Here is a 24,874-nt window from a genome sequence, read left to right on the forward strand (position 1 = left end):
GCGCCCACTTCCACCGAATCCCCCTTCAGTTTACTATTTCATGAAACCACGTCTCAAACCCACCCTTCTGTCCGCCCTCGCCGTGGGCCTGTTGGCCGTTGACGCCAGCGCCTACACCCTGAAGCCCGCGTACCCCAACGTGGTCACCGAGCTGCCCACCAGCGCGATCATCCCGCCTGACGGCTCCAACCGCCTTTTCCTGCTGCAGCAGCGCGGCAAGATCCTGGTGCTGCCCAAGGACGAGTCCTCTGCCGACGCCAAGGTCTTTCTGGACTTCACCAGCCGTGCCATGGAGGCCAAGGACGGCAAGTTCGAGGAAGGACTGCTCGGACTCGCGTTTCACCCGGAGTTTGCCAAGAACCGGAAGTTCTACGTGTACTACTCCCAGCAGGACCCCAAGCGCAGCATCGTCAGCGAATTCCAGGTCTCTGAAGGCGATCCCAACCAGGCCGATCTGAAGACGGAGCGCATCCTCCTGGAGGTGCCCCAACCCTTCTGGAACCACAACTCCGGGAACCTGCTTTTTGGACCGGATGGCTCCCTTTATATTGCCTTTGGGGACGGCGGGAAACGCGATGACGTGACCCGCACCGCGCAGAACCCCTTCTCGCTCCTCGGCAAGATCCTGCGCATCGACGTGAACACGAAGCAGGGCAGCCGCCAGTACGGGCTCCCGGCCGACAATCCTTTCCCGAACGTCAACGGAACCCGCCCGGAAATCTACGCCCTGGGCCTCCGCAATCCCTGGGGCCTGAGCTTTGACGCGGACGGCACCCTCTGGTGCGCCGACGTGGGCCAGGATATCTGGGAGGAGATCAACCTCATCGAAAAAGGCGGCAACTATGGCTGGAGCTACCGGGAGGGCGCCCGCCCCTTCCCCATCCGCACCGATGCACCCCCAGCCGATGCTAAGTTCATCGAACCCATTCATGAGTACCCGCACTCTGACGGCATCAGCATCACCGGTGGATTCATCTACCGCGGCGAGAAGCTGCCCAATCTGAAAGGAGCCTACATCTACGGCGACTGGGCCTTCGGCAAAATCTGGGCGCTAAAGTATGACAAGGCCGGTAAAAAGGTCATCAGCAATGAACTGATCTTCCAGGCCCCGCTCAACCCCAAGGGACAGGGTTTGATGAAACCCAGCGCCTTCTGCGAAGACCTGAACAAGGAGATCCTCGTTCTCGACTGGAACGGGAAGCTCCACCGGGTGGAGGAGTAGGGGCCGCGTGAGCTGAAATTACGCGAATGACTGTGAAGAGGCGGTGCCTGCACCGCCTCTTTTTTGTGGGGTTGGAGGCTGAATGTGTTCCAAACAATGGACCAGCCCCAACATCTGGCGGCGCAGCCGCTGTGGAGTGCGTGCGTGAAGCTCCGCTTTCGCGGCCCCAGGACATGTAGAAGAGCCTGAGAAGGGGAGCAGAGGCCTGACCGGACAGCCGGCTGCAAGGTCATCCAATCATCCACGTACGCTCCATCTGCCGGACAAAGCGGCGCTTCACGCCGCACTCCACAGCGACTTCGTCGCCAGATGATGTGTACTGCAATGTCGCTTGCTCTCGAATCAGCCTCCAATTCGATTGCGCAATTTGTGTCCATGCAATATGGGATCGAATGGAATCGACGCAAGAGACTCCGGCACCCTGGCCTCACGCTCCTCCGCATCGCCTGGATACCTAGGGGACATTCTTCGTTACAGGCAGCACCTACGAAAAGGCGCACTACTTTCAAGGCACCTCCAGGCTGAACTTTCTGCACAACACGCTTCTTCGCGAAGCACAATCGCACGGTTGGCAACTTGAGGCGTGGGCCGTATTCCCTAATCACTATCACCTAATAGCCCGACCGGATGCGCAAGCGGCCAACACCTCGTCCCTGCGTGACTTCATCAACAGGCTACACACTTTCACGTCGATGGAGATCAACCGACTGGACGGATCTCCTGCACGAAAAGTTTGGCACAACTACTGGGACTCACGACTGACCTATCACAAGGCATACATCGCAAGGCTCAACTACGTCCACAACAACCCGGTCAAACATGGACTGGTCCCAGTGGCGAGCAACTATCGCTGGTGTTCAGCGGCATGGTTTGAGCGAACCGCATCTGCTGGCTGGTTGAAAACTGTCAGTGCCTTCAAGACCGATCAGTTGAAGATTCCGGACGACTTCGAAGCTGACCAAGATTCAAGCTACAACACGGAATCTCCACCTGGCGACGAAGTCGCTGTGGAGTGCGGCGTGAAGCGCCGCTTTGTCCGGCAGGAAGTGCGAACAGCTATGGAGGGACACACATCCGCCGACTGACCGCACCCTTCCCCCTGCTCCCCCATCGCATCTCTATGCCCATGTCCCAGGTCCACAAAAGCGGCGCTTCACGCCGCACTCCATCCCGACGCGTCGGGACAAGCGGGGCCAGGTGTTGTCCGCGCTGAATAGCACATCACGTTTCACCTTCCAACCTCGCCCCTCGCCCTTCGCCCCTCCCCCCCCACCAAAAAAAGCGCCCCGGTTTCCCGGGGCGCTTTACGAAGTTCTAGCAAACTACCCAATCAGCAGACGGCCTTAGCCCACTTCCGCGAGCTTGAATCCGTCGCGATAGACGTCTTCGGTGGCCAGCTTGTTGGCCTCGGCGGCGAATTCGCCTTCGAACTGAAGGGTGTCGGGGTTCAGAGTCAGCCAGGGGCCGACGTGGGCCTGATCCACACCGATGTCGATCTTGTTGGCAGCCAGGTTGGCGGCGAAGTCCTCGAAGGTTTCAAGGGCGAACTTGTCACCCTGGAGACGCTCTTTGATTTCGCCGGGCCCCACCTTCTTGCCAAGGCGGTAGGAGATGTTGGCGATGTGAGCCAGGGCCGCGGCATGGTGACCGTGGGACACGTGAAGGTTCGGGTTCACCAGCTTGCCAGCCTGGATGGAAAGGATGAAGTTCTTCATGTGATCCGGGCCGTCCTGGATCGCGAACTTCTGGCCGTTCCACTTGCCTTCGTTGTCGTAGGCCTTGGCTTCAGCGATGTAGCCGCCTTCGCAATGCACGACGTTGCCGATGCGCACCACGTTCTTGTAAACGGGCTCGAACCCTTTCTGCCAGTTCATGTCAGCCTTGGGAAGACCGCGGTTGTCGAAGAGGATCGGCGCGGTGCCTTTGCCGTAATCATACAGCGCCAGCTGGTTGTTGGCAGTCTGGCCGTCGTCATCATAACCCCAGCGGTTGCCGAAGCTCATCACGCGGGTCGGCAGCTTCTCAGGGTTGTGGAGCATCCAGCGGGCCACGTCGAGCTGGTGCGGGCCCTGGTTGCCGATGTCGCCGTTGCCGTAGGCCCACTGCCAGTGCCAGTCATAGTGGAACTGCTCGCGCATGACGGGCGCGGTTTCGCGCGGACCGCACCAGAGGTCGTAGTTCACCGTGGACGGCGGCTGCTGAGGGCCGGAGACCTTGCCGATGGACTTGCGGGCCTTGTAGTTCACACCACGAGACAGGAGCGTCTTGCCCAGCGCTCCAGACTTGAGGTACTCCTCCGCGGCTGCCCAACCGAGGTCAGAGCGGCGCTGCATGCCGTGCTGGAGGATGAGCTTGCCTTCCACCTTGGAGGCGGCCTTCACGAGAGCGGCACCTTCATGGATGTTGTGGGAGACGGGCTTCTCCACATACACATGCTTGCCAGCGGCCAGGGCGGCCAGGGCGATGACGGTATGCGTGTGGTTCGGCGTCGCGATGGTCACGGCGTCAATGTCCTTGTCTTCCAGAAGCTTGCGGTAGTCCGTGTAGCTCTTCACCTCAACGTTGTTCTTCTTGAGGTTGGCGACGTGCTTGTCCATCACCTCGGAGTCCACATCGCAGAGCGCTACAATGCGCACGCCTTTGATCTTCGACAGGCTGCCGATGTGACCAGAGCCGCGGCCCTTGAAACCGATGACAGCAATCCGAATGTCGCCGTTGGATCCAGCGGCGTTTGCCCAAGTCGGCAGGGCAAGGGCCGTGCCAGCGTAAACCGTGCTGCGCAGCACGTCACGGCGATTCATGGAGGTGGGTGTGTTCATTTTTCAGTATGGAGTTGGCGTTTTGGCGGATTCGTTTGGCTGGAAAGTATTCTCGGTGCCGGAAGAGGTCAGTACAACGGGGGTATTTCAGCCATTTTGCGTTTTTTCACAGATTTGATGGGGGTGCCCGGCATCATTGGGCCGAGTATTCGGTAAACTTCGCACCCAGCGGGGTCGGGGTCGGTTTGCCTTTGGAGAAATAAAACCGGTAACGCAGCGTCAGGCTCTCCCCCTTGGCCAGCTTGTGATCACCCAGGTGTTTCTCGTCTTTTTTGGCTTCAAAATCATGAATGCCGAACGGGTTGGCGGCAAACAAACCGTAGTCCCGGGCATGCCACCAGGTGGGGGCGCGGAAGTTCTTCGGATGCTCAAACATGACCACGCCGACGAGATTGCCCTTGGGATCCGGGCCATAGTAGGCCACCCAGGGAGCACGCTTGCCCCAGACATCTTTGTTCTTGTCCGTGCCACTGTTGTAGGCACGGCCAGCGGCGCCTTCACCCTTCAGGCTCAGACCGGAGCTCAGGCGGATGGCCATAGTGCCTTCCTTGGTGTCGCCAAAGATGACTGCGCCTTCCGTCGCCTTCAGCGTGATGTCGAAGTCGATGTACTTCTCGCCTTCCGGCAATGCGATCACAGTGATCTTGCGGGTATCCGTAAGCTGCACCTTGCCATTCGGGGCCACCCACTTGGTGTCCGCCACGAAGGAGCCCTTGTTGCCAGCGGCAATCACTTCCGAGAACTGAACGTGCTCCTGACGACCAAAGTCTTTTTCCTCACTCCAGAAGTCCATGTCATTCACCGAGCCATGGGCAAACCAGAGACCACGATGGTGCTTGTGATCCTTGGCCTCTCCCGGGACATCTTGCACCATGGGGAAGTTGCGCACCACGTTCTCCCCCGCCCCACCAATGATGGGATAGAGGAACGGCCGGGGCACATCCTTGGTGTGATACTCAGTGAAAAGTTTGCCGTCGATTTCGACTTTCAGCCCCGTATCGCCCGGCTTGAGCGTTACAGTTTGAGCCCCCAACGAGGAGACCAGGGCGAGAAAGACGGTGGCAATGAGGGGAGGTGAGGTTCTACGCATGCAGCCAGAAATTTTGGAGTGAAGGCAACGGAAAGGAAAGGAAAACCTTTCAAGGGGAGTGTCAGCCCCTCACCCTACGGGCGGGGGAAACTCCTTGAGTTTAAAGGGCAGGAGCCGTCCTCTGGTAGATTTGTGACCCTTTGCCCTCACAAAATCCGATCTGCCTGAATCGCTCCTCTCCCCTCATCTCTCAAGGCCTTATCTGCATGTACAGACCATGTCACCGCCGGCATCGGTCCGACACATCTGTACCGCCCTGTTTAGGCAAGGCCGGGCCAGTTTCACAGGGCAATGACGTCCTTCACCACCTTGAGGAGCGTCTGCGCGGTGTAGGGCTTGGGCAGGAAGGTCTTCACACTGGCCCCAGCGGCCTTGGCCGTGACATCGCTGGCACTGACGCCGCTCACCGCCACGATCTTGATCGCAGGATTCATCTTGGTCAGCACCTTGATGGTGGCCTCCCCATCCATCACCGGCATCATCATGTCGGTCAGCACCAGGGCGATCTGTTGACGATGCTCCACGTAGGTGGTCACGGCTTCTGCGCCGTCACAGGCCAGGATCACCTTGTAGCCGAATGCCTCCAGCGTCTGCCGGGTGATCATACGAATCGCCGCCTCGTCGTCCACCACCAGCACCGTTTCGCCCTTGCCCCGGGGCACCTTGGAGTCCTCATCCACCGCGGGCTGGTTCTGCGCCACACTGCGCGCTGGCAGGTAGATGCGAAACTTCGCCCCCTTGCCGGCCTCACTGTGGGCTCGTATGAAACCACCGTGGCTCTTGATGATGGCCATGGAGGTGGACAGGCCAAGACCTGTCCCCTTCCCCACCGCCTTGGTGGTGAAGAACGGATCGAAGATCTTGTCCATGATCGCCGCCGGAATGCCGGTGCCGGTGTCCTCCACCTGAATCACCAGGTAAGGGCCGACCTTGGCCTCCATATTCATGGCGGCATAGTGAGCATCCAGGGTGATGTTATCCACCGAGATGGCAATACAGCCCCCCTCGGGCATGGCGTCACGGGCGTTCACACACAGGTTCAGCAGCACCTGGTGTAGCTGGGTCAGATCACCCGTCAAGCTCCAGAGGTCATTGCCCACGTTGGTGCGAATCTGGATGTTCTTGGGGAAGGTATCGCGGATGATCCTCTCCACATCATCCACGAGGCGGCCCGCATGCACCTCATCCCGCCGCCCCTCCACGCCGCGGGCAAAGGAAAGCACCTGCCCCACCATGTCAGCACCCCGCTTGGCACTGGTGGCGATATTTTCCAGTAGTTCCTGGCTCCCGGAATCCGGGGTATTGAGCTTGAGGAGGTCCACCGCCATCATGATGGGGGAGAGGACGTTGTTGAGGTCATGCGCCATGCCACCAGCAAGCGTCCCGATGCTCTCCATCCTCTGCGCCCGGAAGAACTGGCGTTCCAGGCGCTTTTTCTCGGTGATGTCGGTGTTGATCACCAGCAGACTCCTCGGCTGCCCCTGGTCATCCCGCACGAGATCCCAACGGCTCTCCACGATGAGGGGGCGCCCGTCCTTGGCCTGCTGCTTCAACTCGCCCGTCCATTCACCGGCAGCGTTCACCTGGGTGAATGCCCCCTGAAACTCGTTTGGCTCTGCATGCAGCAGATCCGCCACCTCCCTGCCCAGTGCCTCCTCTGAGGACCAAGCGTAGAGCTGCTGAGCCCCCTTGTTCCAGTAGGTGACGCGACGCTCCAGATTCACCACAAGGATGGCGTCCTGCGCCTTGTCCAGCAGTTCAGCCTGCTCACGCAGTTGCATCTCCGCCTGGCGCTGGGCACTCATGTCCATGCCCACCCCCAGCAAGCAGGGCTGTCCCTCCATCAGGATTAGGCTTGCGGAGTAAATGTAGGGCACCGTCTTTCCTTTCTTGGAGAGCAGTCGCAACTCCGCCAACGCATGCCCACTGGTGAATGCCTCTGCGATGCGGGCTCGCACCGTGGACACATCATCCGGCACGATAAACTGCTCTGGCACCATCCGCTCAATCTCCTCAGAACTGTAGCCAGTGACATTCTCAAACTCTGCGTTCCACCGGAGCATGCGCCCGTCCTGGCCAAAGAGGTACACCGCACAGGGCAGGTTGAACATCAGGGCAGCCAGGGTCTGCTCGCTCTCACGCAGGGCTTCTTCGGCCTGCTTTTTCTCGGTGATGTCTTGAAACGCGCCGTGCACCCGGATGATTTGACCGTCACCATTGCGCACTGCCTGCCCCATCACTCGTACCCACACCAGCCGGTCTTTGGCAGTGCGGATCTGCATTTCCTCATCCCAGGTGTGCCGTGCTCCACGCACTCGGAGAAGACCTTCTGGATCTTGTCACGCCAGCCAGGTGCATAGTAGGCGAGCCCCTCCTCCACCGTGGGATACGTGCCGACTGGGACCTCATGAATCTCACAGACCTCTGCCGACCAAAGGCACCTGGATGGCGGTACCTCCACCACCCAGCCCCCCAGTCGCGCCATCCGGCTTGCCATTTGTAGCAGCGCCTCACTCTCCTGAAGTTGCTCCTCCGCAGCCGCATGGGCAGACCCTGCGGTAGGAGTATGGATTCGCCGCGCAGGGGAAGCCTCAGGTAAGCCGCTCATACTCGCCATTAATAATAATCGCAAATTTCACGCAAACCCGCAAGCCGGTTCACGCAAGCACCATAATGCCCCCAATTATAATGAGGGGCAAGCACCCCGCCATTCGCGCAGTTGCCTTTCCCCCGGCTGGCATTACATCGCGCGATGCACAGTATGACAGGATTTGGACGTGGCGAGGCCGTTGGCAACGGGGTGGTCTGGCGCGTGGAGGCGGGCTCCGTGAACCGCAAGCAGCTCGAGCTGGTGGTCCAGTTGCCACGCGAGCTCAATGAACTCGAGCCAGGGCTGCGCAACCAGCTTGCGGAGAAACTCTCCCGCGGGCGTGTGCAGGTGAGCATCAGCGGGGACAAGGGGACCGGCAGCGCCTCCTCATTGACGGTGAATACCGATCTGGCCAGACAGTATGCGGCCGCCTTGTTGGACCTCTCGAGCAAGCTCGGCGTCCAGGCCACCATCAGCAGTGCTGACATGACCCGCTGGCAAGGCGTCTTCAGCCTGGCAGACAGCGGATGGAATGTGGAAGAAGCCAAGCCTCTCATCGAGAAAGCGCTGGCCCAGGCCCTGATCGCCATGCTGGCCATGCGCCGCACGGAAGGCGACCACCTCAAGGCCGACATCAATGCCCGGCTGGACGCCCTGACGGCGATGCTGCAAGAAGCCGCCGCCCTGACCCCGCAGGTGGTCACCCGGTACCGTGATGTCCTCCGCCAGCGCCTCACGGATGCCGGCCTGCCCCTGCCGCTCGACGATGAGCGTCTCGTCAAGGAAGTGGCCCTCTTTGCCGACCGCTGCGACATCAGCGAGGAAATAACACGCGCCACAAGCCACATCGCCCAGTTCCGCTCCTACATGGACAGCGGAGAGCCCGTGGGACGCCCGCTTGACTTTCTCTCCCAGGAGCTGTTCCGCGAGCTCAACACCATGGGCAGCAAGGCCAACCACGCCACGCTGGCCCAGCTCGTGGTGAAGGCCAAGACGGAGCTCGAAAAGATCCGCGAACAGGTGCAGAACATCGAGTAGCCGCCCGTTCTTCCCATCATGAAGGTTTCCGCTCCCCTCCCACGCTGGACTTTCCCGCTGCTGATTGAGGCCGCCCTGATGGGGGGCCTGCACGCCGCCGGCCTGACCGCGACTGTCGAGGGAGGTGAACAGGGGCGGGAAGCCGGGCTGGCCAGCTTTGCCGCGCCAGCGGGGACCAAGGGCGTCTCTCAACTCATGACGCCGGATGGCAAGTCACTGCCCGTGCAGCCCAGCGCTGACGGAAAAACCTGGACGCTCATCACACCGGCGATTGCGCCGGGAGCCAAGCTGATCGTGAAAGCCAGAGAAGGAAATGCCTCTCCCCCTTCCGACGCCATCCATGTCGCCAAATTGGGAGGAGCCCTGCAGTTTCTGGCGGGGAAGCAGCCCTTCTTCACCTACCAAATGGAGGCGAGCAAAGTGCCCCCCTGCACCTCTGACGACTTCCGCCATGGCGCCTACCTGCATCCCGTGTACTCCCCCAGCGGGAGGCGCGTCACCGGGGACTACCGGCCAGATCACCCCCACCAGAGGGGCATTTTCATGGCCTGGACCAAGACCGAGTTCGAGGGGCGGCACCCGGACTTCTGGAACATGGGCAAGGGCAAGGACGGCAAGCTGACGGGTGAGGTCCGCTTTGGCCAGCTCGACACCGAGTGGAGCGGTCCGGTGCATGGTGGCTTTACCAGCACCCATCGCTGGCTGGATCACACCAGCGGCGCGGAAAAAGAGGTGCTGCGGGAGAACTGGAGCGTGACCAGCTACTCCGTGAAGATCGGCGGCGTATCGACGTACCTTCTGGATCTCGTCACCACCCAGACCTGCGCGGGGCAGGAACCCTTGAAACTGCCCAAATACCACTACGGCGGCCTGGGCGTGCGCGGCCCGGAGCCGTGGGACCCGGTGGACAAGGTGACCATGCTCACCTCCACTGGCGCGGATCGCACCAAAGGCGATGGCACCAAGGCCTCCTGGGTGTGGCTGGGCGGTGAGGTGGACGGCACGCTGACGGGCATCGCTGTCCTCATGCATCCAGACAATTTCCGGTTCCCCCAACCCTTGCGGCTGAATCCCAAGAACCCGCAACTGTGCATCGCCCCCTCCGCGGAGGGTGACTGGTCCATCGAGCCCGGCAAGCCTCTCGTCCTGCGCTACCGGTTTGTGATCCGCGATGGCAGACCGGACGCGGCTTTGCTGGACAGGCTGTTGCACGACTACGCAAATCCGGCCAAAGTGACGGTTGCCCCAACTGACTGACTCTGTCCCATTTCATGCCCGATCCCGCCCCTTTCCCGAAATCCCGCCTGGGAGTGCTTCTCATCGTCTCCGGCCCTTCTGGCTCCGGAAAAACCACTCTCTGCCGCCAGATCGCGGACCTGGGAGAGGCGGTGCACTCCGTCTCTGCCACCACCCGCAAACCCCGCCCGGGTGAGATGCATGGGAAAGACTATTTCTTCTTTTCCGAGGAGGAGTTCGAGGAGAAAATCGCCCGCGGCGAGTTCTTCGAGCACGCCCGGGTGCATGGCAATCTCTACGGCACCCTCAAGACCTATGTGAAGGAGAACCTGGAGCGCGGGGTGGATGTGGTGATGGACATCGATGTGCAGGGTGCCACGCTGGTGCGCGCCTGCGATGACGAACTGGTGCAACAGTGCCTGGCCGATGTTTTCATCCTGCCCGCCTCTGTCGATGCCCTGAAGGAGCGGCTCGCCGGCCGTGGTACCGAGGACGATGAGAGCCTGGAACTGCGCCTGCGCAACGCGCTGACCGAAATCGCCCACTGGCACAAGTACCGCTACGCCCTGGTGAGTGGCTCCCGCGAAGCCGACCTTGAGAAATTCCGCTCGCTGCTCCTCGCAGAGCGCATGCGAGTGGCCCGGCTCACCTAGACAATCGCTGATCGATCCGACCGAACTGATCCCGCCATGCCTTCGCCTTCCTCCTCCATGCGCCCCTTTTCCAACGTCTGGTTCAAGCTGCTCACCGGCGCGGCCCTGGTCACGCAGGGCCCGCTGCATTCCCAAGAGCCGGCCAAACCCGCCGCCCCCGCGCAGGAGGCGGCATTCGCCCAGTTCGAGCTGTTGACACGGGCCATGGAAATCATCCGCCAGAACTATGTGGATGAGAAGAAGGTGTCCTACGAGCAGCTCATCGAGGGTGCCCTGGACGGCATGCTCAAGAAGCTGGACCCCCACTGCGAGTACATGGGGAAGTCGCTCTTCGAGGAGATGCAGCAGGAGCAGCGCGACACCAGCGAAGGGGTGGGCATCACCATCGCCCTGCGTGAAGGCATGCTCACCATCATCACGGTGGATGAGCAGGGGCCCGCCGCGAAGGCCGGCGTCCTGCCCAATGACCAGATCATCCGCATCGGCGAGGTGCTGGCCGACAACATGAGCACCATGGAAGCCGTCCAACATCTGAAGGGCAAGGCCGGAGACGCGGTGCGCCTGACCGTGCGCCGCCCGGGCACAAAGCAGTTTCTGGATTTCAACCTCGTCCGCCAGGCCCTGCAGGAGAGCTCAGTGCGCGATGCGATGATGCTCCACGCCCGCCTTTCTTCTCCGTGGAAGATTGGCTACGCCCGCATCACCGAGTTCACCCAGGGAACCGTGAAGGATCTCTCCAATGAACTCGACCGACTGGAGAAGGAGGGCATGCAGGCTTTTGTTCTGGACCTCCGCAACAACCCGGGCGGCCTGATCGACTCCGCTGTAGGCGTCTGCGGCGAGTTCCTGCCCTCTGGCACGGTCGTGGTGACCACAGAAGGTCGTGTTGCGACCCAGAACCCACCGCCCTACCGCACGCCGCCACGCAATGGCAAGGCGCAGCGGAAGTACCCCATGTGCGTCCTCGTCAACCACGGCAGCGCCAGTGGCTCTGAACTTGTGGCCGGAGCCCTCCAGGATTTGAAGCGGGCGATCGTGGTGGGCACCACCAGCTTCGGCAAAGGGTCCGTGCAGACCGTGCTGCCCATGAAAAACGGTGCCGCCATGCGCCTCACCACGGCCAAGTACTACACCCCCAGCCATCGCACCATTCACGAGAATGGCGTGGAGCCCAACATCGTCTCTGCGCTGACCAGCGAGGAAGAGATGAAGATCATGCAGTGGCGCACCGCCAACACCCAGGGGGAAGGGCGGTCGCTGGATCTCGCCAAGCTCAATGACCGCCAGCTGGAGCGCGCCACGGATGTGCTCAAGGGCGTGATGACGTATGAGGAGTTCAAGAAAGGCGATGCCAAGCCGGCTGCAAAACCGCCCGTCGAAGCTCCGGCGGCCCCCACCAAGCCTCAGGAATCGCCGACACCGGCACCAGCGTCAGCGTCAACGCCTCCTGCGGCTCCTGCGCCAGCCCCTGCTCCGGCGGCTACCCCCGCGCCGTCTGGCACGACTCCACCGGCACCCTCCCCTACCCCTGCGCCAACTCCCGCGCCAGCCACCCCGGCTGCCCGTTGATCGTTTCCTTGTACCGCTTTCATGTCCGGATCCCGCCCGCCCTGCCTTCTTGCCCTGGAAACCTCTTGTGACGAGACCGCCGCGTCTGTGGTCACCACGGCTGGCGAAGTGCTGAGCAGCGAGGTCGCGTCCCAGATTGAGATCCACCGCGCCTATGGCGGCGTGGTGCCGGAGGTGGCTTCACGCAATCACATCCAGGTCATGCGCCTCGTGTGTGAGCAGGCCATGCAGAGTGCTGGCGTGGCCCTGCCGGAGATCACCGCCTTTGCCGCCACCAGCGGACCGGGCCTTGTGAGCTCGCTCCTTATTGGCAGCACCATGGCCAAGGCCCTTGCGCTTGCAGGGAAGAAGCCGTTCCTCGCCATCAATCATCTGGAGGGACACCTGCTCTCCCCCTTCATGACGAAGCCGGGTGAAGCCACAGGAGACACAGCAGCACCCATCCCTCCCCACCTGGCGTTGATCGTGAGCGGTGGTCACACCATGCTCATGAACGTGCGCGGAGTGGGGCAGTATGATCTGGTGGGGCGCACGCGCGACGACGCCGCTGGCGAGGCCTTTGACAAGGTGGCCAAGATGATCGGCCTGCCCTACCCCGGCGGCCCGGAGATTGACCGCCGCGCCCGCCACGGGCGGAGGGATGCCTACGAATTCCCCCGCAGCATGCTGGAAGCAGGAAACTACGAGTTCAGCTTCAGCGGGCTGAAGACCGCCGTGCTCTATCTCCTGCCCAAGATTGACCTGACGGATGAAGGCACCATGAACGATGTCTGCGCCTCCTTCCAGGAAGCCGTCATCGAGGTGCTGGTGAAGAAGACCGTGAACGCCGCCCGTCAGCATGGCCAGCGCATCATCGGCGTAAGTGGCGGTGTGAGCTGCAATCACCGGCTCCGCGAACGCTTCACGGAACGCTGCGCCAAGGCCGGCATCGAGCTCCGCCTCACCCCACCCACCTACAGCACCGACAACGCCGCCATGATCGGCTTCGCCGCCGTGCACCGTCACCTGACAGGCTATCAGAGCCCGTTGGAGATCGATGTCGATCCGAACTTGAGTTTGGTGGGCTGACCCGCTGCGCGGGAGACAGAAGACTGGAAGACGCCAGACACAAGACCTGAGCTGACGCACGAGATAGAGCACTCCACACAGCACTCAGCAAAAGGAGCGAGGGACATTCTTGTTCTGGTTCGCACCAAGCGTCCCATGACGTCGTCAATCATGAGCCTGCAATCAAGTCACGTGGATTGACCCCGCCCCATGTGCCCTGCCGCGCCCTCATGCCATCACGGCCCAAGGAGCGGTGTTTGTGCTTGCACAATCGCCGATGTGAAGCGGATCGCTTGACCGCCAACGCCGCTTCTCGGCCTGAGCTCGGTCTCGCAGCCACCCCCGGCCCTCCTCGCAACAGCTCGTTTCCTTGTACCACCAAGAGGCCGCACCACGACTGAACCGGCGGGACGCCGGTATCACTCACAGGCTGGAAGCCCATGTCACTTACGACTCGAATGGCGACGCCTCCGAGAATCTTTGAAGGTGCCCTCCCCTCTCCGCATCAACTCCCGCATGCCGCTCAAGCCAGCTCCAATCACTGTCGCCCCCCTTCACAACACGTCCCGGAGGGACGTCGGACATTAGCCGGTGGTGAAGGCCTGTAATCAGGCCGGGAACCACCGGATCCCGCACCCCAAAACCCATTGCGTCCCGGAGGGACGCCGGACCGGCCCTCCGAGACCCACGATGACTGTAATGCACGCGCGTCCCCAACAACGGTTCAGGCACAAACTCGCCCCCGCGCGCCGCCAGCACTCTCATCAACCTCTTTTGCTCTCATATAGCTTTACCAGGCTGAACTCTTTCGGGTCGTGGGCATTGCGAAAAATCGTAAACACCTGAATCGGACCCTTGGTAATGCCAATCTCAAAAGTCGTAGCCCTTGGATTCTTCAATACGTACTTCTCCATGCCCGTACCACACCAGTTCCAAGTCGTCGCCTCCCATTTTCCACCGCGTTTCTTTCTGAAGAATAGCTGCGGACGGCACTTGCTGTAGCCAAAATAATCAATGTCGATCCCGGTCCGGTTCTCCACCTGTAGCACCACGGTCGCAGACTTGTCATTCTGCGCGATTTTCTGAACCGTTATCACTGGAGCGGCCCTCAATTCTCTGTCGCAATCCTTGTGGGAGATCAATTCCTCCCAGCCGGGGCCTTTCACTCCCTTGACGCAACTGACAAGCGTGAACAGGGCGGCGATGACGCAAAGCGTTTTCATGGGATCATGCGGACGACGTGTTAGGCCAAGTTACACGGGCCATCACCGACAAGCAATGGTTGATCTTGCACCTGGAACCATGTCTCAACGCACCACCGCAGCACTCCCCAGCCTCTGCAACCCCTCCCAGCCATGCCAGGCCATGAACCCAGCAATGACCACCATCACGGCACAAGAGACATAGGGAGCCCGACGCATGAGCTCTCCGAAGCCCTTGAATCGCTTCTCCGCATGTCTCAGACTCCAGGCCGCCAGCACACCGGTGGCCACCATCGTGAGGGCCAGCCCCGTGCTGAAGGCTGCCACCATGGCGAACCCAAGGGTGAATTTCTTCAACTGCAGGCAGATCAGGAGCACGCTGAAGGCAGCAGGGCACGGCATCAAGCCACCCGTGATGCCGAACAGGGCGATCTGCGGGGTGGTCACCGTGCGCCCCTCGAACCGGCGGCGGATCTCATCAGCGTGTTCGCGCTCATGAGCATCCTGGTACTCCTCGTCTGACGCTGGAGGCTCATCCTCGCCCCCTTCTCGAAAGGCCACGCGATACGTATGACTGTGATCGCCATGGGACAGGCTCATTTCCACCTCGAACTCGTGCGGTTCTCGGATGTGCTGCTCGGACTCCAGCCAGTCGCCTTGCTGACGCAACGCGAAAGACTCCCTGACCCCACCTTCGCGGATGGTCGCAAGCGCCACTTGCGACGCTGCCGGCAACCTGGCTCCAGAAGGCACCCGCATCCGGAACACAGGCGGCACGCCATCCTCATGGATCTCGATGCCATAGCGACCATGCCCCGTGTTGATCCACTTCACCTCCCCATGGCCATGATCGTGCACATGGGCATGGGCATGAGTTGAGTGATCCCCATGATGATGATGGTGGTGGTGGTGGTGGTGACCGTGATCATGCCCATGCCCATGCCCGTGCCCATGGTGATGGTGATGATGCGAGTGGGCGTACGCCTCACGCACCTCCCGCCGGGTCCGGAAGAACATCCACACCGCCATGGCCAACACCAGCACTGCCGAGGCGATCTGCAGGTAAGGCTCGATCGCCTCCGCACTCCACTGACTGCCGAAGTAGAGCGCCCCTGCTGCCAGAGCCCAGATGATCAGGCTGTGAGAGATGGCGGCGGACACGCCCAGCAGCACCGCCTGGGCGATGGTGCCACGGATGGCAATGATGAAGGCCGCCATCATCGTCTTGGAATGGCCAGGCTCCAGACCATGAAGCGCGCCCAGAAGAATGGCCGTGGGGATGTAGAGCCAGGAGATGTGTTCAGGGTTCATGGAACAATCAGAAAGGGGTTAATCAGCGAAATCAGCGCAGGTACTTGCGGAGCACATCGATGAGCTCCTCACCCGCCTCGATGGGCGAATGGCCGTCATGGGCGTCATCCATGACATGATGGCGGATGTGCCCCTCCAGGACCTCCAGCATCAGGCTGTTGATGGCACCCCGGAAGGCCGCCAGCGTGTGCAAGACGTCACTGCAATCCTTCTCCTCGTCGATGGAGCGGTAGAGCCCTTCGAGCTGCCCCTGAAGGCGTCGGATGCGGGCCAGGAGGTGCGGCTTGTTCTGCGTGGTGTGTCCCATCTTGGGGAAATAGATACCCTAGGGGGGTATGGTATACAAGATTTTTAGACAGTGACCTCGGAAGGCCCGGACACCGACGACGAAACACCGGGGCGAATCAGCTTCCAGCGAACTGGCCTACTCCACCGGTACCCAGACGACATTCTCCGACTTGGAAGCAATGAGCACGGGAATGCCCCCGTCCCGGAGAGACGATGGACCGTAGCCGACGGTGCCAACCGCCGGACTACGCCCCCACACGCAATTCGCGTCCCGGAGGGACGCCGGAACGGACAGGAGATCACCTTGTGCAGCCTAAAGGGACCCTCGATAAGCGGCAGATGTACGTGTGCTACCGCCGAGGTGGAGCAGAGGGATCGACCACCCAACACTCATCACCGTTTTCATGTACTGAAACTCTGACGCCAAGGGCGTCAAACAAAACAGCCCGGAGTAAGGCGAGGCACGAGCCGCCACCCCGGGTACGCGGACATTTGCACCAGAACTCCGAAGTGAGTTCTACAAACCGTGGCAGCACCCCTGAGGCGACAATCCCCGAACTCGCCACCGCAACACTCACGCTGGGCTGGTTACAGCACACGGTCCGGCCAATGGGGTGAGCAACTCAACGGTGTGACCATCCAAGTCTTTGACCACTGCACGTCGCCCCCATTCAGAGTCGGCAGGCGAGCTGACAATAAGTGCGAAACGACCTTCAATCGTTTTCTGTGGCATACGGCTCCACCGCAATCGTAGTCTTACGTAGGACATTGAAACCAAAAATTTCGATGACGGAAACTTTCCTTTGACCGCAACGGTATGCCATAAAAATACTTTCACCGGGCCCTGCAAATTCTTCAGCCCATTTTCTCGCGAGGACTTCCTCTCCCCCTTCTGATAGTTCCGTCTGGAGGACGGCCATTTTGTCCCCAGCCTCCCCTGAGTGACAGAGCGACGGCAAAAAGCACTCGTAGCCGGTCTCGCATACCGAATCTTTGACGATCGAAACGTATTCCTCGAAATTCATCAGCGCTTTGTCAGGTTGGGATTTCGTAGGAGGCACAGGGAAGAGTAGCTCCGGCTGCATTTCAGCGAAATGCGGCAACCCTGGGACATCTCTGCCGTGACGCGAAGTACCGCAAGTTGATTTGTGGTGGAATGAAATGGCTCACGTCTCCCCCAGTCATGCAAGAATTCTTCGACTGAGTTTTCTCCAACTCAACTTCGTCACCAGACCTAAATCCTGTCTTTGAGCCTGAGGCAACACCAGCCGTCTGGGCTTCCGCCTAGTGAGGACGCTCTATTCGACAGATCCAATTCAATTCGTGTAATGCAGTCATGGTCGGGAATCATATAGATCTTGACCTCGGCCTCCCACATATCGCGCTCTTCGTAGTAGGACAAACAGACCTCGTACTCTTTCTCTGGAACCGCTCGCGCAAACTCAAGCGATTGAGCTCGTTCAGGGAAAATGAACTGAAACTCGATGAACCGAGGCTTCGACAGGGAATCGCCGCCATCATAAAGCCGTCTCAGAATACGACCATTGTCATCGTCTGGTATGTCATGCACTATTTTACCTGTCGTCATAAGTATTGAACAAGCTATCAGCAGCACCATTTCGCAACAGGGATCGGCGTTTAAACGGGCGGAGTCATCTCTACTCGGGGAGGGCAGCCGGCGGTTCACCATCGCCCTGCTCCCCTTTGTGTTGATCATCGTATAACCGCCGAAGCTTCATGAAAAGGGCCAGGGCTTCCCGGTCCGACTTCGTGTTCGCCTCAATGAAAGTTGTCCATCCATATCCACCATGCGGAAAGCGATGACCGTAGTACTCTGTGACGAACTCGTGGAATCGCGGAGGGATGATTTGATCGAGTTGGCGTCGAGCCTCATCCCCCAGCAGATCGCTACGGGCTATTTGGTAGCCGGAGACGAAAGCGACAAAACTGTGAAAATGGTTGGCGCTGTCGCCCCAATACATCGCAGGGCGGCTGAAGATGTTCTCCAGCACGGTGGCGTCTCGGGGTTGCTCATCGTTGGTCATGGGTAGGTCTTTCTGAGGCAAGAGTTTTGCCCTCCGGGCCGCGAACGAAGGACGCCGAATTCAAACTGGGAGCCGCTGAACGGTTCGGAATGCCTCCCTATTTTGCCCGCCTTTTGTATCGGCAGCAATCCACAAAGTCCTGAATGCCTTCCCTCCCACACTGTGAAAGGAGGCCCAGCATGTCTTTCACCTTGACCTAGGCCTTCATTCTGAATCCGGCTTCGACGTTGTTGCCATCCGGATCGAGCACATAGGCGGCATAGTATCCATTGCCCTCATCCTCCGGCGTGCCGTTGTCAGTGCCGCCATGCAACAGACTTAATGCGTGAAATTCATCGCCCGCCTGCCGGCTCGGAGCAACAAACGCCAGGTGAAGGGGACGATGCACGGATGGTGTCAGCGACGTGCCGTAGTAGTCACCTTCGGCCGGCCACACCCAGAGGAAGGGGAACTCTGATGAGCCAGCGAAGATGGCGGCACCGAACTCCGGTTGACGTTGCACGACGGTGATGCCCAGCGGCGCGAGACAACGCTCGTAGAAGACGATGCTTCGCTGAGCATCAGAAACAGTCTGCAGTTCGTCTGAGATGGAATCGAATTCACTCATGGGATTGGGACGTAGCGAGACCACATGGCAGGATTGAGTTGCCGACCGTACAATTGCCTGTCTAGCGGCGACCTGCAAATGCTCCGGCCGCGCAGAGCAGAACCACGAGTGTGCTCATGCGCGATCACGCCTCCTGTCTGAAACACCGCATGAGCCGGAAACGCACGAACGTCCGAACAGCCGCCCCAGCCGCACCCGGTAACGAGCAAACAAAGAATACAGGCCATCGAACACCCACCGCAACACCGGCCAACCAGTCGGTGCGATGAGCCATCCCAAGCCAACAGTGCGATACGCCTGTCGGAACACCTCGACCTTGCGCGCGAGGCGGCCATCTGGGAAGACGCCGTGGATGACTCCCAATAGTTCCTCGCGTGTCACGCCAAAGGGCGATGGGTCGAAGCTAGGTGAGGAAACATCCTCGAAAGCGAGATAGCCGAGGCGATCCCGACGCTGCAACCATCGCACCTCTCGCAGACAGAACGGGCACTCGCCGTCATACAGAATTTTGAAGTGCCAATTGCTCATAGCGCGTGCGATTGCCGCCTAACGTCTCGGATCAGACGACGGCGAGCTCAAGACGTTGTTGACACGACAGATAACCTTCGAGCCGTAGTTCCGCAATAGCCTGTCTTGTCGCACTGCCAGCACGCCGATCACCGGACATGGTGAAGAACTCCCAATCACCGCAAGCCGGGTTGAAGCCCGCCTCACGCTTGAGCATGCCGGTGTAGAAATCCGCCTCCTTGGCGTTGACCGTTGGAAAATTCTGTTTGATGACAACCGTGCCGACCGGAAAGCGGCTCGCCGGATCTTTGAATGCCGCGGCGGAAGTCGAAGTGATGAAGACGTGGATAGCAACATCCGGTCTGCCAGTGACGCGCGCATGGTCTGGAATATCCACGGGAGCGCATAGATCGGAATAGATGGCCCGAAGTTCAATGCGCTGTTCGGTGACTCGTGTGAGAGTGTCGAGCTTGGCGACTAGCCTGACCAGCGCCTCGTTTGAGTTGAGGTCTTGCGCTCGTGCTGTCAGGACGAGCACGCTCAAAATAAGAAATTGAATCAGTCGCTTCATAGGATAGGACGCGCGTAGCAACGGCTAACGAGTTGGATCAGGGACGGCGGACGGGATGCGTCGATGACGCGACAGATTCCATACGAGCCTTTGCCTGCATCCGTTTTGTTAGACCTTGGCGGTAGAAGGTGAGTCACGCGATTGAACGCTCGGTGTTTGGGTCACGGGTAAACCATGCATCAACGAGAAGCTTCGTTCGTGGTTTGGAGTCGTCATAGAAGTTTACGTCGATTGTCTCACCGGTGATGCGAAAGCGAATACGTTCATCGTTCACCTCCAAGACCTCGACCACGTTATTGTCCGTGTCTTCGTGTGCAGAGTAATAGAAATTGGAATTGCGTCCGCCTCTGGATTCGTCATGGCAAACGGGAACGCTAAATCTCGCGCCTGGGACCAATGATGCCATCGTCAAATCAGGCCGTAACACATCGACCTCCCACCACGGTTCAGCGTGAAGCGATGCGGTATCCTCATGAAGCATCAATCCATGCGCAGCCCTCAAGCGAAGGCACAAATTCACTCCTAGCGCGTCGTCGTGATAGAGATTCCAGGTGGCCTCTGTGATCGGGTGACTTTCACGACCACAAAAGCGATCCAGGAAAAGTTCTGGGGATGCTTCGGTGCTTGCGTTCATAAGGGTCTGCCTTGGTCTAACGTTCAACCCAGCCACCAGCTATGGCCGTGTTGACGCTAATGATTTAAGGTAAATTCCCGGCCATAGCTGGTTGGCTGCGATGATCTTGTTCGGCTACGTTGCACTGGGGCATTATTGATGGGGCGGCGCAAATAGAATTCCTGTGGCAGTGAGGATTGGGCTGAGCATTTGATCTGCCCACAATCCAAAGCGCGCCCGAAGCTCTGCATGGCAGGGAAATTTCGCAATGAAACCGGCATTCTGAAACTCAGGCGCACGATTAGCCGTCCAATAACCCCCGCCATATTCGGCCTGCAAAACCAGGCCAGTAAAAATATCGACGCGATTGGATAACCACCCATCCAGATCCGGAGTTTCAGGAACCACCGCCAGATACAAGGCCCTCCGGAGTTTGCTGATTTCATGAATTTCCTCATTTGTCAGTCTAGTGCCGGAAATCTTCGCCATCAGGGCCAGCATGTAAGTCAAATTTAGATTGAACCCAGTCAGGCATGCCGACTTCTCCAGGTCTGATCCCAAGGTCAATGCGTAGTGTGAGGCAGCCACGAAATGTGCTGCCTCAACGATGCATTTGTCTGTTAGCTTAGGGGATAAGCTCGATGACGGGCCGGCAGCTAAGCAAGCGGCGCGAGTGCAAATCAAGGAAAATTCCTCATTCCCTTTAAAAGCGGGGAAGATGTTGCGCTCTGGGGATTCCTTCTCTGCCCATTGTGCCAATTTTTTGAGTCTTCTGCGTGCAAACATGGTTTTGGAGCCGAACGTCTAGCTCATCCACGGCGGGGAGGGAAGCCCGAATTCAAAAAGAGACGTTGCCCGCCGTTGGATGGAGAGGCTTGTTCTGCCTCTGTTAGGTGGTCAACGCTCTTCTTCCGCAATAGCCTGTCCTGTCGCACTCCACCAGCCAGATGGGGTGCACTAACAACGAATTTCTCGCGTTCTACCAAGCCCTTCTTGAAGCGCAAAGAGCAGGAGGGGGAAGAGTCTGAACGGTGCCGTCATGGAAGCGTAGATCATGCGGCAAAGGCCAGGATCGGACTTCGGGCTGCTTCTACGGGCTGCTGGGCCGTTGAACGCGGAAATCCGAATTTATCCGCTGCATCCCTTCCCGCCTTACTGGACGTAACTGGGGCAAGTGCTCAACACCTCCCGCCTCATTCTTGTCCTCGGTGACCAGCTCGATGCTGGATCGGCGGCATTTGATGGCTTCGATGCGAAGCGCGACTTGGTGTGGATGGCGGAGGTGAAGCACGAGTCGTCGAAGGTGTGGAGCACGAAGGCACGCATCACGGTCTTCCTCGCGGCGATGCGGCACTTTCGAGATGCGCTGAAAGATCGTGGATGGCGGGTGGACTATCGCCAGCTAGGCGGCGCAGGTGGTGAAACATTTGCGAAGCAGCTTCGTGAGGCGATCCGCCGTCTAAGGCCGAAAAAGCTCGTCATGGTGGAGGCGGGCGAATGGAGCGTGGCATGCGAGATCGAGTCGGTGGCGGCCAAGACGGGCGTGGAGCTTGAGGTGAGGACGGATCGGCATTTCATCTGCACGCGAGAGATGTTTCAAAAGCATGCGGAAGGCCGCAAACAGCTCCGCATGGAGTTTTTCTATCGTGAGGTGCGGCAGCACACCGGCGTGCTGATGGAGAAAGGCAAGCCAGTCGGTGGCCAGTGGAACTTCGATCATGACAATCGCGAGTCATTTGGTAAGAGCGGCCCAGGTCTGCGCATGCCGCCGATGCGCTTTGTGCCAGATGACCTCACGAAAGGTGTGATCGCCGATGTAGAGAAGCACTTCGCGAAGCATCCGGGAGCGCTGGCGGAGTTTGACTGGCCGGTGACGACGGTGCAGGCCCGCAAGGCCTTGGACGACTTCATCAAGCACCGGCTGGCTGAGTTTGGCAGCTTCCAGGATGCGATGTGGACGAATGAGCCGTGGCTGTATCACTCACGTCTCAGCGCGGCGATGAATCTGAAGCTGCTCGATCCGCGCGAGGTGATCGCGGCAGCGGAGAAGGCGTATCACGAGGGCAGGGCGCCCCTTGCGGCGGTGGAGGGCTTTATTCGGCAGATTCTCGGCTGGCGGGAGTATGTGCGCGGCATCTACTGCCATTTCATGCCTGATTACATCGAGCGAAACGCCATGCACGCCGAGCACGAGCTGCCGGACTTTTACTGGACCGGCGATACGGAGATGAATTGCCTTCGCGATGCCATCGGCCAGACGCTGCGCCTGGGCTATGCGCATCACATTCAGCGGCTGATGGTCACCGGACTCTTCGCACTGCTTTACGGCGTGCAGCCCCGCCGCGTCCACGAGTGGTATCTTGCCGTGTATGTGGATGCGGTGGAGTGGGTGGAGCTACCCAACACGCTCGGCATGTCGCAGTATGGCGATGGTGGCGTGATGGCCAGCAAGCCCTATGTTGCCAGCGGCAAATACATCCAGCGCATGAGCAACTACTGCGCCGGCTGCCGCTACGATCCCGCGCAGAGCACCGGCCTGCGAGCCTGTCCCTTCACCACGCTCTATTGGGACTACCTGCTCCGGCACGAGCCGGTGCTGCGCCAGAACCAGCGCATGAGCCTGCAGGTGCGGAATCTCGCCCGCCTCTCCACGGAGGATCGCGTGAAGCTTCAGAAGCAGGCGCAGATCGTGCGCACCGCCTGCGGCTCAAAGTCATGAAACCACGTTCACCTCTACAACAAGGCCTCGTGCTCCTCGGCTTCATCACGCTGACCTTTCTCGCGCCAGCCGTGGGAGCTTTCGCGCCTCCGGGGGCGTGGTATCAGACGCTAAACAAGCCGTCGTGGAATCCTCCGCCGTGGATTTTTGGTCCGGTGTGGACGCTCTTGTATCTCGGCATGGCCGTCGCGGCGTGGCTGGTTTGGAAACGCGCGGTCCAAGGACATGCATTGAGGCTCTACTTCGTTCAACTGGCCCTCAATGCCGCGTGGACACCGGTGTTTTTTGGGGCGCATCAACCCGGCGCGGCCTTGATCGTGATTGGTTTCCTGTGGATGGCCATTTTTCTCACACTACGGGCCTTTCAGGCGGTTTCGCGACCTGCGGGGCTTTTGCTCGTGCCCTACCTCGTGTGGGTCACTTTTGCTTCGGTGCTCAATTTTACTCTCTGGAGGCTCAATTCATGACGGAGGCAAAAACATGGTTCATCACCGGCTGCTCATCTGGATTCGGCCGATCCATTGCGGAGGCGGCACTCGCGGCAGGGCATCGGGTCATCGCCACCGCGCGTGATTTGCGCAGCATCGCCGGCATCGAATGTGAGACTTGCCGGGTGCTTACTCTCGATGTCACTGACCCGGCAAACATCCGCGAGGCCATCGCAGAGGCTGGGAGCTTTGACGTGCTCGTGAACAACGCGGGCTATGGCCTCCTCGGCGCGGTGGAGGAGTGCGATGACGATCAAATCCGCCGGAGTGTGGAAATGAACTTCCTCGGCCCTCTGAACGTCATCCGTGCCGCGCTACCGATGCTTCGTTCGCAGAAAAGCGGCCACATAATCAACATCAGCGCCGCTGCGGCGATCTCGAACTACCCCGGTTTTGGCATCTACGGCGGTGCAAAGGCCGCGCTGGAGTTCATGAGCGAGAGTCTGCGTCTTGAATTGGCCCCTCTCGGCATCCACGTGACGTTGGTGGAGCCCGGCCCCTTTCGCACGAACTTCGTCACGCGCAGCCTGGAGAAGGCCTCGCAGCCTCTCGCCGACTACGACGGCACCTCGGGCAAGTTTGGCCGCCTCATCGCGTCGATGAACGGTAAGCAGCCCGGCGACCCCGCGCGTGCCGCGAAGGCCATTCTTGCCATCACCGCCGTGGAATCACCGCCACTGAGGCTCGTGCTGGGGAAGTATGCGAATGACAAAGCCCGCCGCCGCGCCGCCGACCTCGAAAAGGAACGCAGCGCCTGGGAAACCATCGGACTTCCCACCGAATTCACCGCCGCATCATGAAATCACGCCTTCCCCTCGCCCTCTTGATCTCGCTGCTCGCCTCCCGTGCCCGTCCGCCGCTCAAAACGGTGCCGAAGGTCGTTCTTCCGCGCTTTATGGGTGATTGGCATGTCTTCGCGCATATCCCCTACTCGCTGGCGCAGTTCCGCAATAGCCTGTCTTGTCGCACTTCTGTCTTGTCGCACTTCTTGCGAGCGCGAGACGTTGCTGACACGACAGATTGCCTTCGAGCCGTTGCCTGCATCCGTTTTGTTCGCCCTTGGTTGGTCTGGCAGCTGGAAAGCAGAATGAGGTGATCCAGTAATGGCGTGCCAGATGGAGTTGAGTGGAACTCTCGGAAAGCAGTCGCGTAGGCGTCGAGAGCAGTCAGCGCAGCCTCGGAATCTCCGAAATGGCGAATGATTCGATCAAGCCTGTCTCTTGGTGAAATGGCATACGAGCTTAAAGGGGCTACTCGCA

At 59.8% G+C, this 24,874-nt stretch carries 25 protein-coding genes and 1 pseudogene; 11 read left to right on the forward strand and 15 right to left on the reverse strand.

What is annotated here, in order from left to right; genetic code table 11:
* Positions 1-40 precede the first annotated feature (40 nt).
* Positions 41-1,222, forward strand: coding sequence for a PQQ-dependent sugar dehydrogenase (locus VSP_RS29130; protein ID WP_009965167.1), 1,182 nt, complete (start codon positions 41-43; stop codon positions 1,220-1,222).
* A 470-nt stretch (positions 1,223-1,692) separates the two neighbouring features.
* Positions 1,693-2,307, forward strand: a pseudogene (locus VSP_RS41575) (transposase); the annotation flags it as partial.
* A 258-nt stretch (positions 2,308-2,565) separates the two neighbouring features.
* Here the strand turns inward: VSP_RS41575 and VSP_RS29140 are convergent.
* The 4 genes from VSP_RS29140 to VSP_RS42750 form a co-directional block, all read right to left on the reverse strand.
* Complete coding sequence (locus VSP_RS29140) at positions 2,566-4,023, reverse strand: Gfo/Idh/MocA family protein (RefSeq protein WP_157211125.1); 1,458 nt, start codon at positions 4,021-4,023, stop codon at positions 2,566-2,568.
* A gap of 151 nt (positions 4,024-4,174) precedes the next feature.
* Positions 4,175-5,131 (reverse strand): DUF6807 domain-containing protein, encoded by a 957-nt coding sequence (locus VSP_RS37925; protein ID WP_009965170.1) that lies wholly within the window; start codon positions 5,129-5,131, stop codon positions 4,175-4,177.
* Between the two features lie 281 nt (positions 5,132-5,412).
* Positions 5,413-7,413 (reverse strand): PAS domain-containing hybrid sensor histidine kinase/response regulator, encoded by a 2,001-nt coding sequence (locus tag VSP_RS29150; RefSeq protein ID WP_157211126.1) that lies wholly within the window; start codon positions 7,411-7,413, stop codon positions 5,413-5,415.
* Positions 7,368-7,739, reverse strand: coding sequence for a hypothetical protein (locus VSP_RS42750; protein WP_156345512.1), 372 nt, complete (start codon positions 7,737-7,739; stop codon positions 7,368-7,370). Before VSP_RS42750 ends, VSP_RS29150 begins: the two co-directional genes overlap by 46 nt.
* A gap of 153 nt (positions 7,740-7,892) precedes the next feature.
* Between VSP_RS42750 and VSP_RS29155 the strand changes: the two genes are divergently transcribed.
* From VSP_RS29155 to tsaD, 5 genes are read left to right on the forward strand one after another with little or no spacing between them, the layout of a single operon-like run.
* Positions 7,893-8,759, forward strand: a complete 867-nt coding sequence (locus VSP_RS29155) for a YicC/YloC family endoribonuclease (RefSeq protein WP_009965173.1) — start codon at positions 7,893-7,895, stop codon at positions 8,757-8,759.
* Positions 8,760-8,777: 18 nt separating this feature from the next.
* Positions 8,778-10,016 (forward strand): DUF6807 domain-containing protein, encoded by a 1,239-nt coding sequence (locus tag VSP_RS40210; RefSeq protein ID WP_009965174.1) that lies wholly within the window; start codon positions 8,778-8,780, stop codon positions 10,014-10,016.
* A 14-nt stretch (positions 10,017-10,030) separates the two neighbouring features.
* A complete protein-coding gene (gene gmk / locus VSP_RS29165) occupies positions 10,031-10,648 on the forward strand; it encodes a guanylate kinase (protein ID WP_009965175.1) in 618 nt (205 codons plus the stop codon).
* A 36-nt stretch (positions 10,649-10,684) separates the two neighbouring features.
* Positions 10,685-12,217, forward strand: a complete 1,533-nt coding sequence (locus VSP_RS37935; RefSeq protein WP_081452785.1) for a S41 family peptidase — start codon at positions 10,685-10,687, stop codon at positions 12,215-12,217.
* Between the two features lie 21 nt (positions 12,218-12,238).
* Positions 12,239-13,285, forward strand: a complete 1,047-nt coding sequence (gene tsaD, locus VSP_RS29175) for a tRNA (adenosine(37)-N6)-threonylcarbamoyltransferase complex transferase subunit TsaD (RefSeq protein WP_009965177.1) — start codon at positions 12,239-12,241, stop codon at positions 13,283-13,285.
* Positions 13,286-14,028: 743 nt separating this feature from the next.
* Here tsaD and VSP_RS29180 read toward each other — a convergent pair.
* The 11 genes from VSP_RS29180 to VSP_RS29225 form a co-directional block, all read right to left on the reverse strand.
* Positions 14,029-14,487, reverse strand: coding sequence for a hypothetical protein (locus VSP_RS29180; RefSeq protein ID WP_009965179.1), 459 nt, complete (start codon positions 14,485-14,487; stop codon positions 14,029-14,031).
* An 84-nt stretch (positions 14,488-14,571) separates the two neighbouring features.
* Entirely contained in the window at positions 14,572-15,777 is a 1,206-nt protein-coding gene (locus VSP_RS29185) for a HoxN/HupN/NixA family nickel/cobalt transporter (RefSeq protein WP_009965181.1), read from the reverse strand.
* 31 nt (positions 15,778-15,808) lie between these two features.
* Positions 15,809-16,084 (reverse strand): metal/formaldehyde-sensitive transcriptional repressor, encoded by a 276-nt coding sequence (locus tag VSP_RS29190; protein WP_009965182.1) that lies wholly within the window; start codon positions 16,082-16,084, stop codon positions 15,809-15,811.
* A gap of 694 nt (positions 16,085-16,778) precedes the next feature.
* On the reverse strand, positions 16,779-17,126 hold the full coding sequence (locus VSP_RS29195) for a hypothetical protein (RefSeq protein WP_198141255.1): 348 nt from the start codon (positions 17,124-17,126) through the stop codon (positions 16,779-16,781).
* Between the two features lie 173 nt (positions 17,127-17,299).
* Positions 17,300-17,782, reverse strand: a complete 483-nt coding sequence (locus tag VSP_RS43880; protein ID WP_343123272.1) for a ribonuclease E inhibitor RraB — start codon at positions 17,780-17,782, stop codon at positions 17,300-17,302.
* On the reverse strand, positions 17,724-18,110 hold the full coding sequence (locus VSP_RS29205) for a hypothetical protein (protein WP_009965185.1): 387 nt from the start codon (positions 18,108-18,110) through the stop codon (positions 17,724-17,726). The genes VSP_RS43880 and VSP_RS29205 overlap by 59 nt, the downstream gene beginning before the upstream one ends.
* Before the next feature lie 196 nt (positions 18,111-18,306).
* Positions 18,307-18,717 carry a VOC family protein gene (locus VSP_RS29210; protein WP_009965186.1) on the reverse strand — a complete coding sequence of 137 codons (411 nt, stop codon included), beginning with the start codon at positions 18,715-18,717 and terminating at the stop codon, positions 18,307-18,309.
* Between the two features lie 114 nt (positions 18,718-18,831).
* A complete protein-coding gene (locus tag VSP_RS41585; RefSeq protein WP_009965188.1) occupies positions 18,832-19,245 on the reverse strand; it encodes a thiol-disulfide oxidoreductase DCC family protein in 414 nt (137 codons plus the stop codon).
* Positions 19,246-19,276: 31 nt separating this feature from the next.
* Positions 19,277-19,795 (reverse strand): hypothetical protein, encoded by a 519-nt coding sequence (locus tag VSP_RS29215; protein ID WP_009965189.1) that lies wholly within the window; start codon positions 19,793-19,795, stop codon positions 19,277-19,279.
* Positions 19,796-19,928: 133 nt separating this feature from the next.
* On the reverse strand, positions 19,929-20,429 hold the full coding sequence (locus tag VSP_RS29220) for a hypothetical protein (protein ID WP_029190858.1): 501 nt from the start codon (positions 20,427-20,429) through the stop codon (positions 19,929-19,931).
* Between the two features lie 132 nt (positions 20,430-20,561).
* Positions 20,562-21,194 (reverse strand): hypothetical protein, encoded by a 633-nt coding sequence (locus VSP_RS29225; protein WP_009965191.1) that lies wholly within the window; start codon positions 21,192-21,194, stop codon positions 20,562-20,564.
* Positions 21,195-21,582: 388 nt separating this feature from the next.
* Between VSP_RS29225 and VSP_RS29230 the strand changes: the two genes are divergently transcribed.
* The 4 genes from VSP_RS29230 to VSP_RS42755 are packed head-to-tail and all read left to right on the forward strand — an operon-like array spanning position 21,583 to position 24,711.
* The gene (locus VSP_RS29230) at positions 21,583-23,127 is read left to right on the forward strand and encodes a cryptochrome/photolyase family protein (protein ID WP_009965192.1); all 1,545 of its coding nucleotides are present in this window, start codon (positions 21,583-21,585) and stop codon (positions 23,125-23,127) included.
* Positions 23,124-23,594 carry a TspO/MBR family protein gene (locus tag VSP_RS29235; RefSeq protein ID WP_029190859.1) on the forward strand — a complete coding sequence of 157 codons (471 nt, stop codon included), beginning with the start codon at positions 23,124-23,126 and terminating at the stop codon, positions 23,592-23,594. Before VSP_RS29230 ends, VSP_RS29235 begins: the two co-directional genes overlap by 4 nt.
* Complete coding sequence (locus VSP_RS29240; RefSeq protein WP_009965194.1) at positions 23,591-24,415, forward strand: oxidoreductase; 825 nt, start codon at positions 23,591-23,593, stop codon at positions 24,413-24,415. The genes VSP_RS29235 and VSP_RS29240 overlap by 4 nt, the downstream gene beginning before the upstream one ends.
* A complete protein-coding gene (locus tag VSP_RS42755) occupies positions 24,412-24,711 on the forward strand; it encodes a hypothetical protein (protein WP_156345209.1) in 300 nt (99 codons plus the stop codon). Before VSP_RS29240 ends, VSP_RS42755 begins: the two co-directional genes overlap by 4 nt.
* The last annotated feature ends 163 nt before the right edge of the window (positions 24,712-24,874 follow it).

It is taken from the genome of Verrucomicrobium spinosum DSM 4136 = JCM 18804, from assembly GCF_000172155.1.
Taxonomy (GTDB): Bacteria; Verrucomicrobiota; Verrucomicrobiia; order Verrucomicrobiales; family Verrucomicrobiaceae; genus Verrucomicrobium; species Verrucomicrobium spinosum.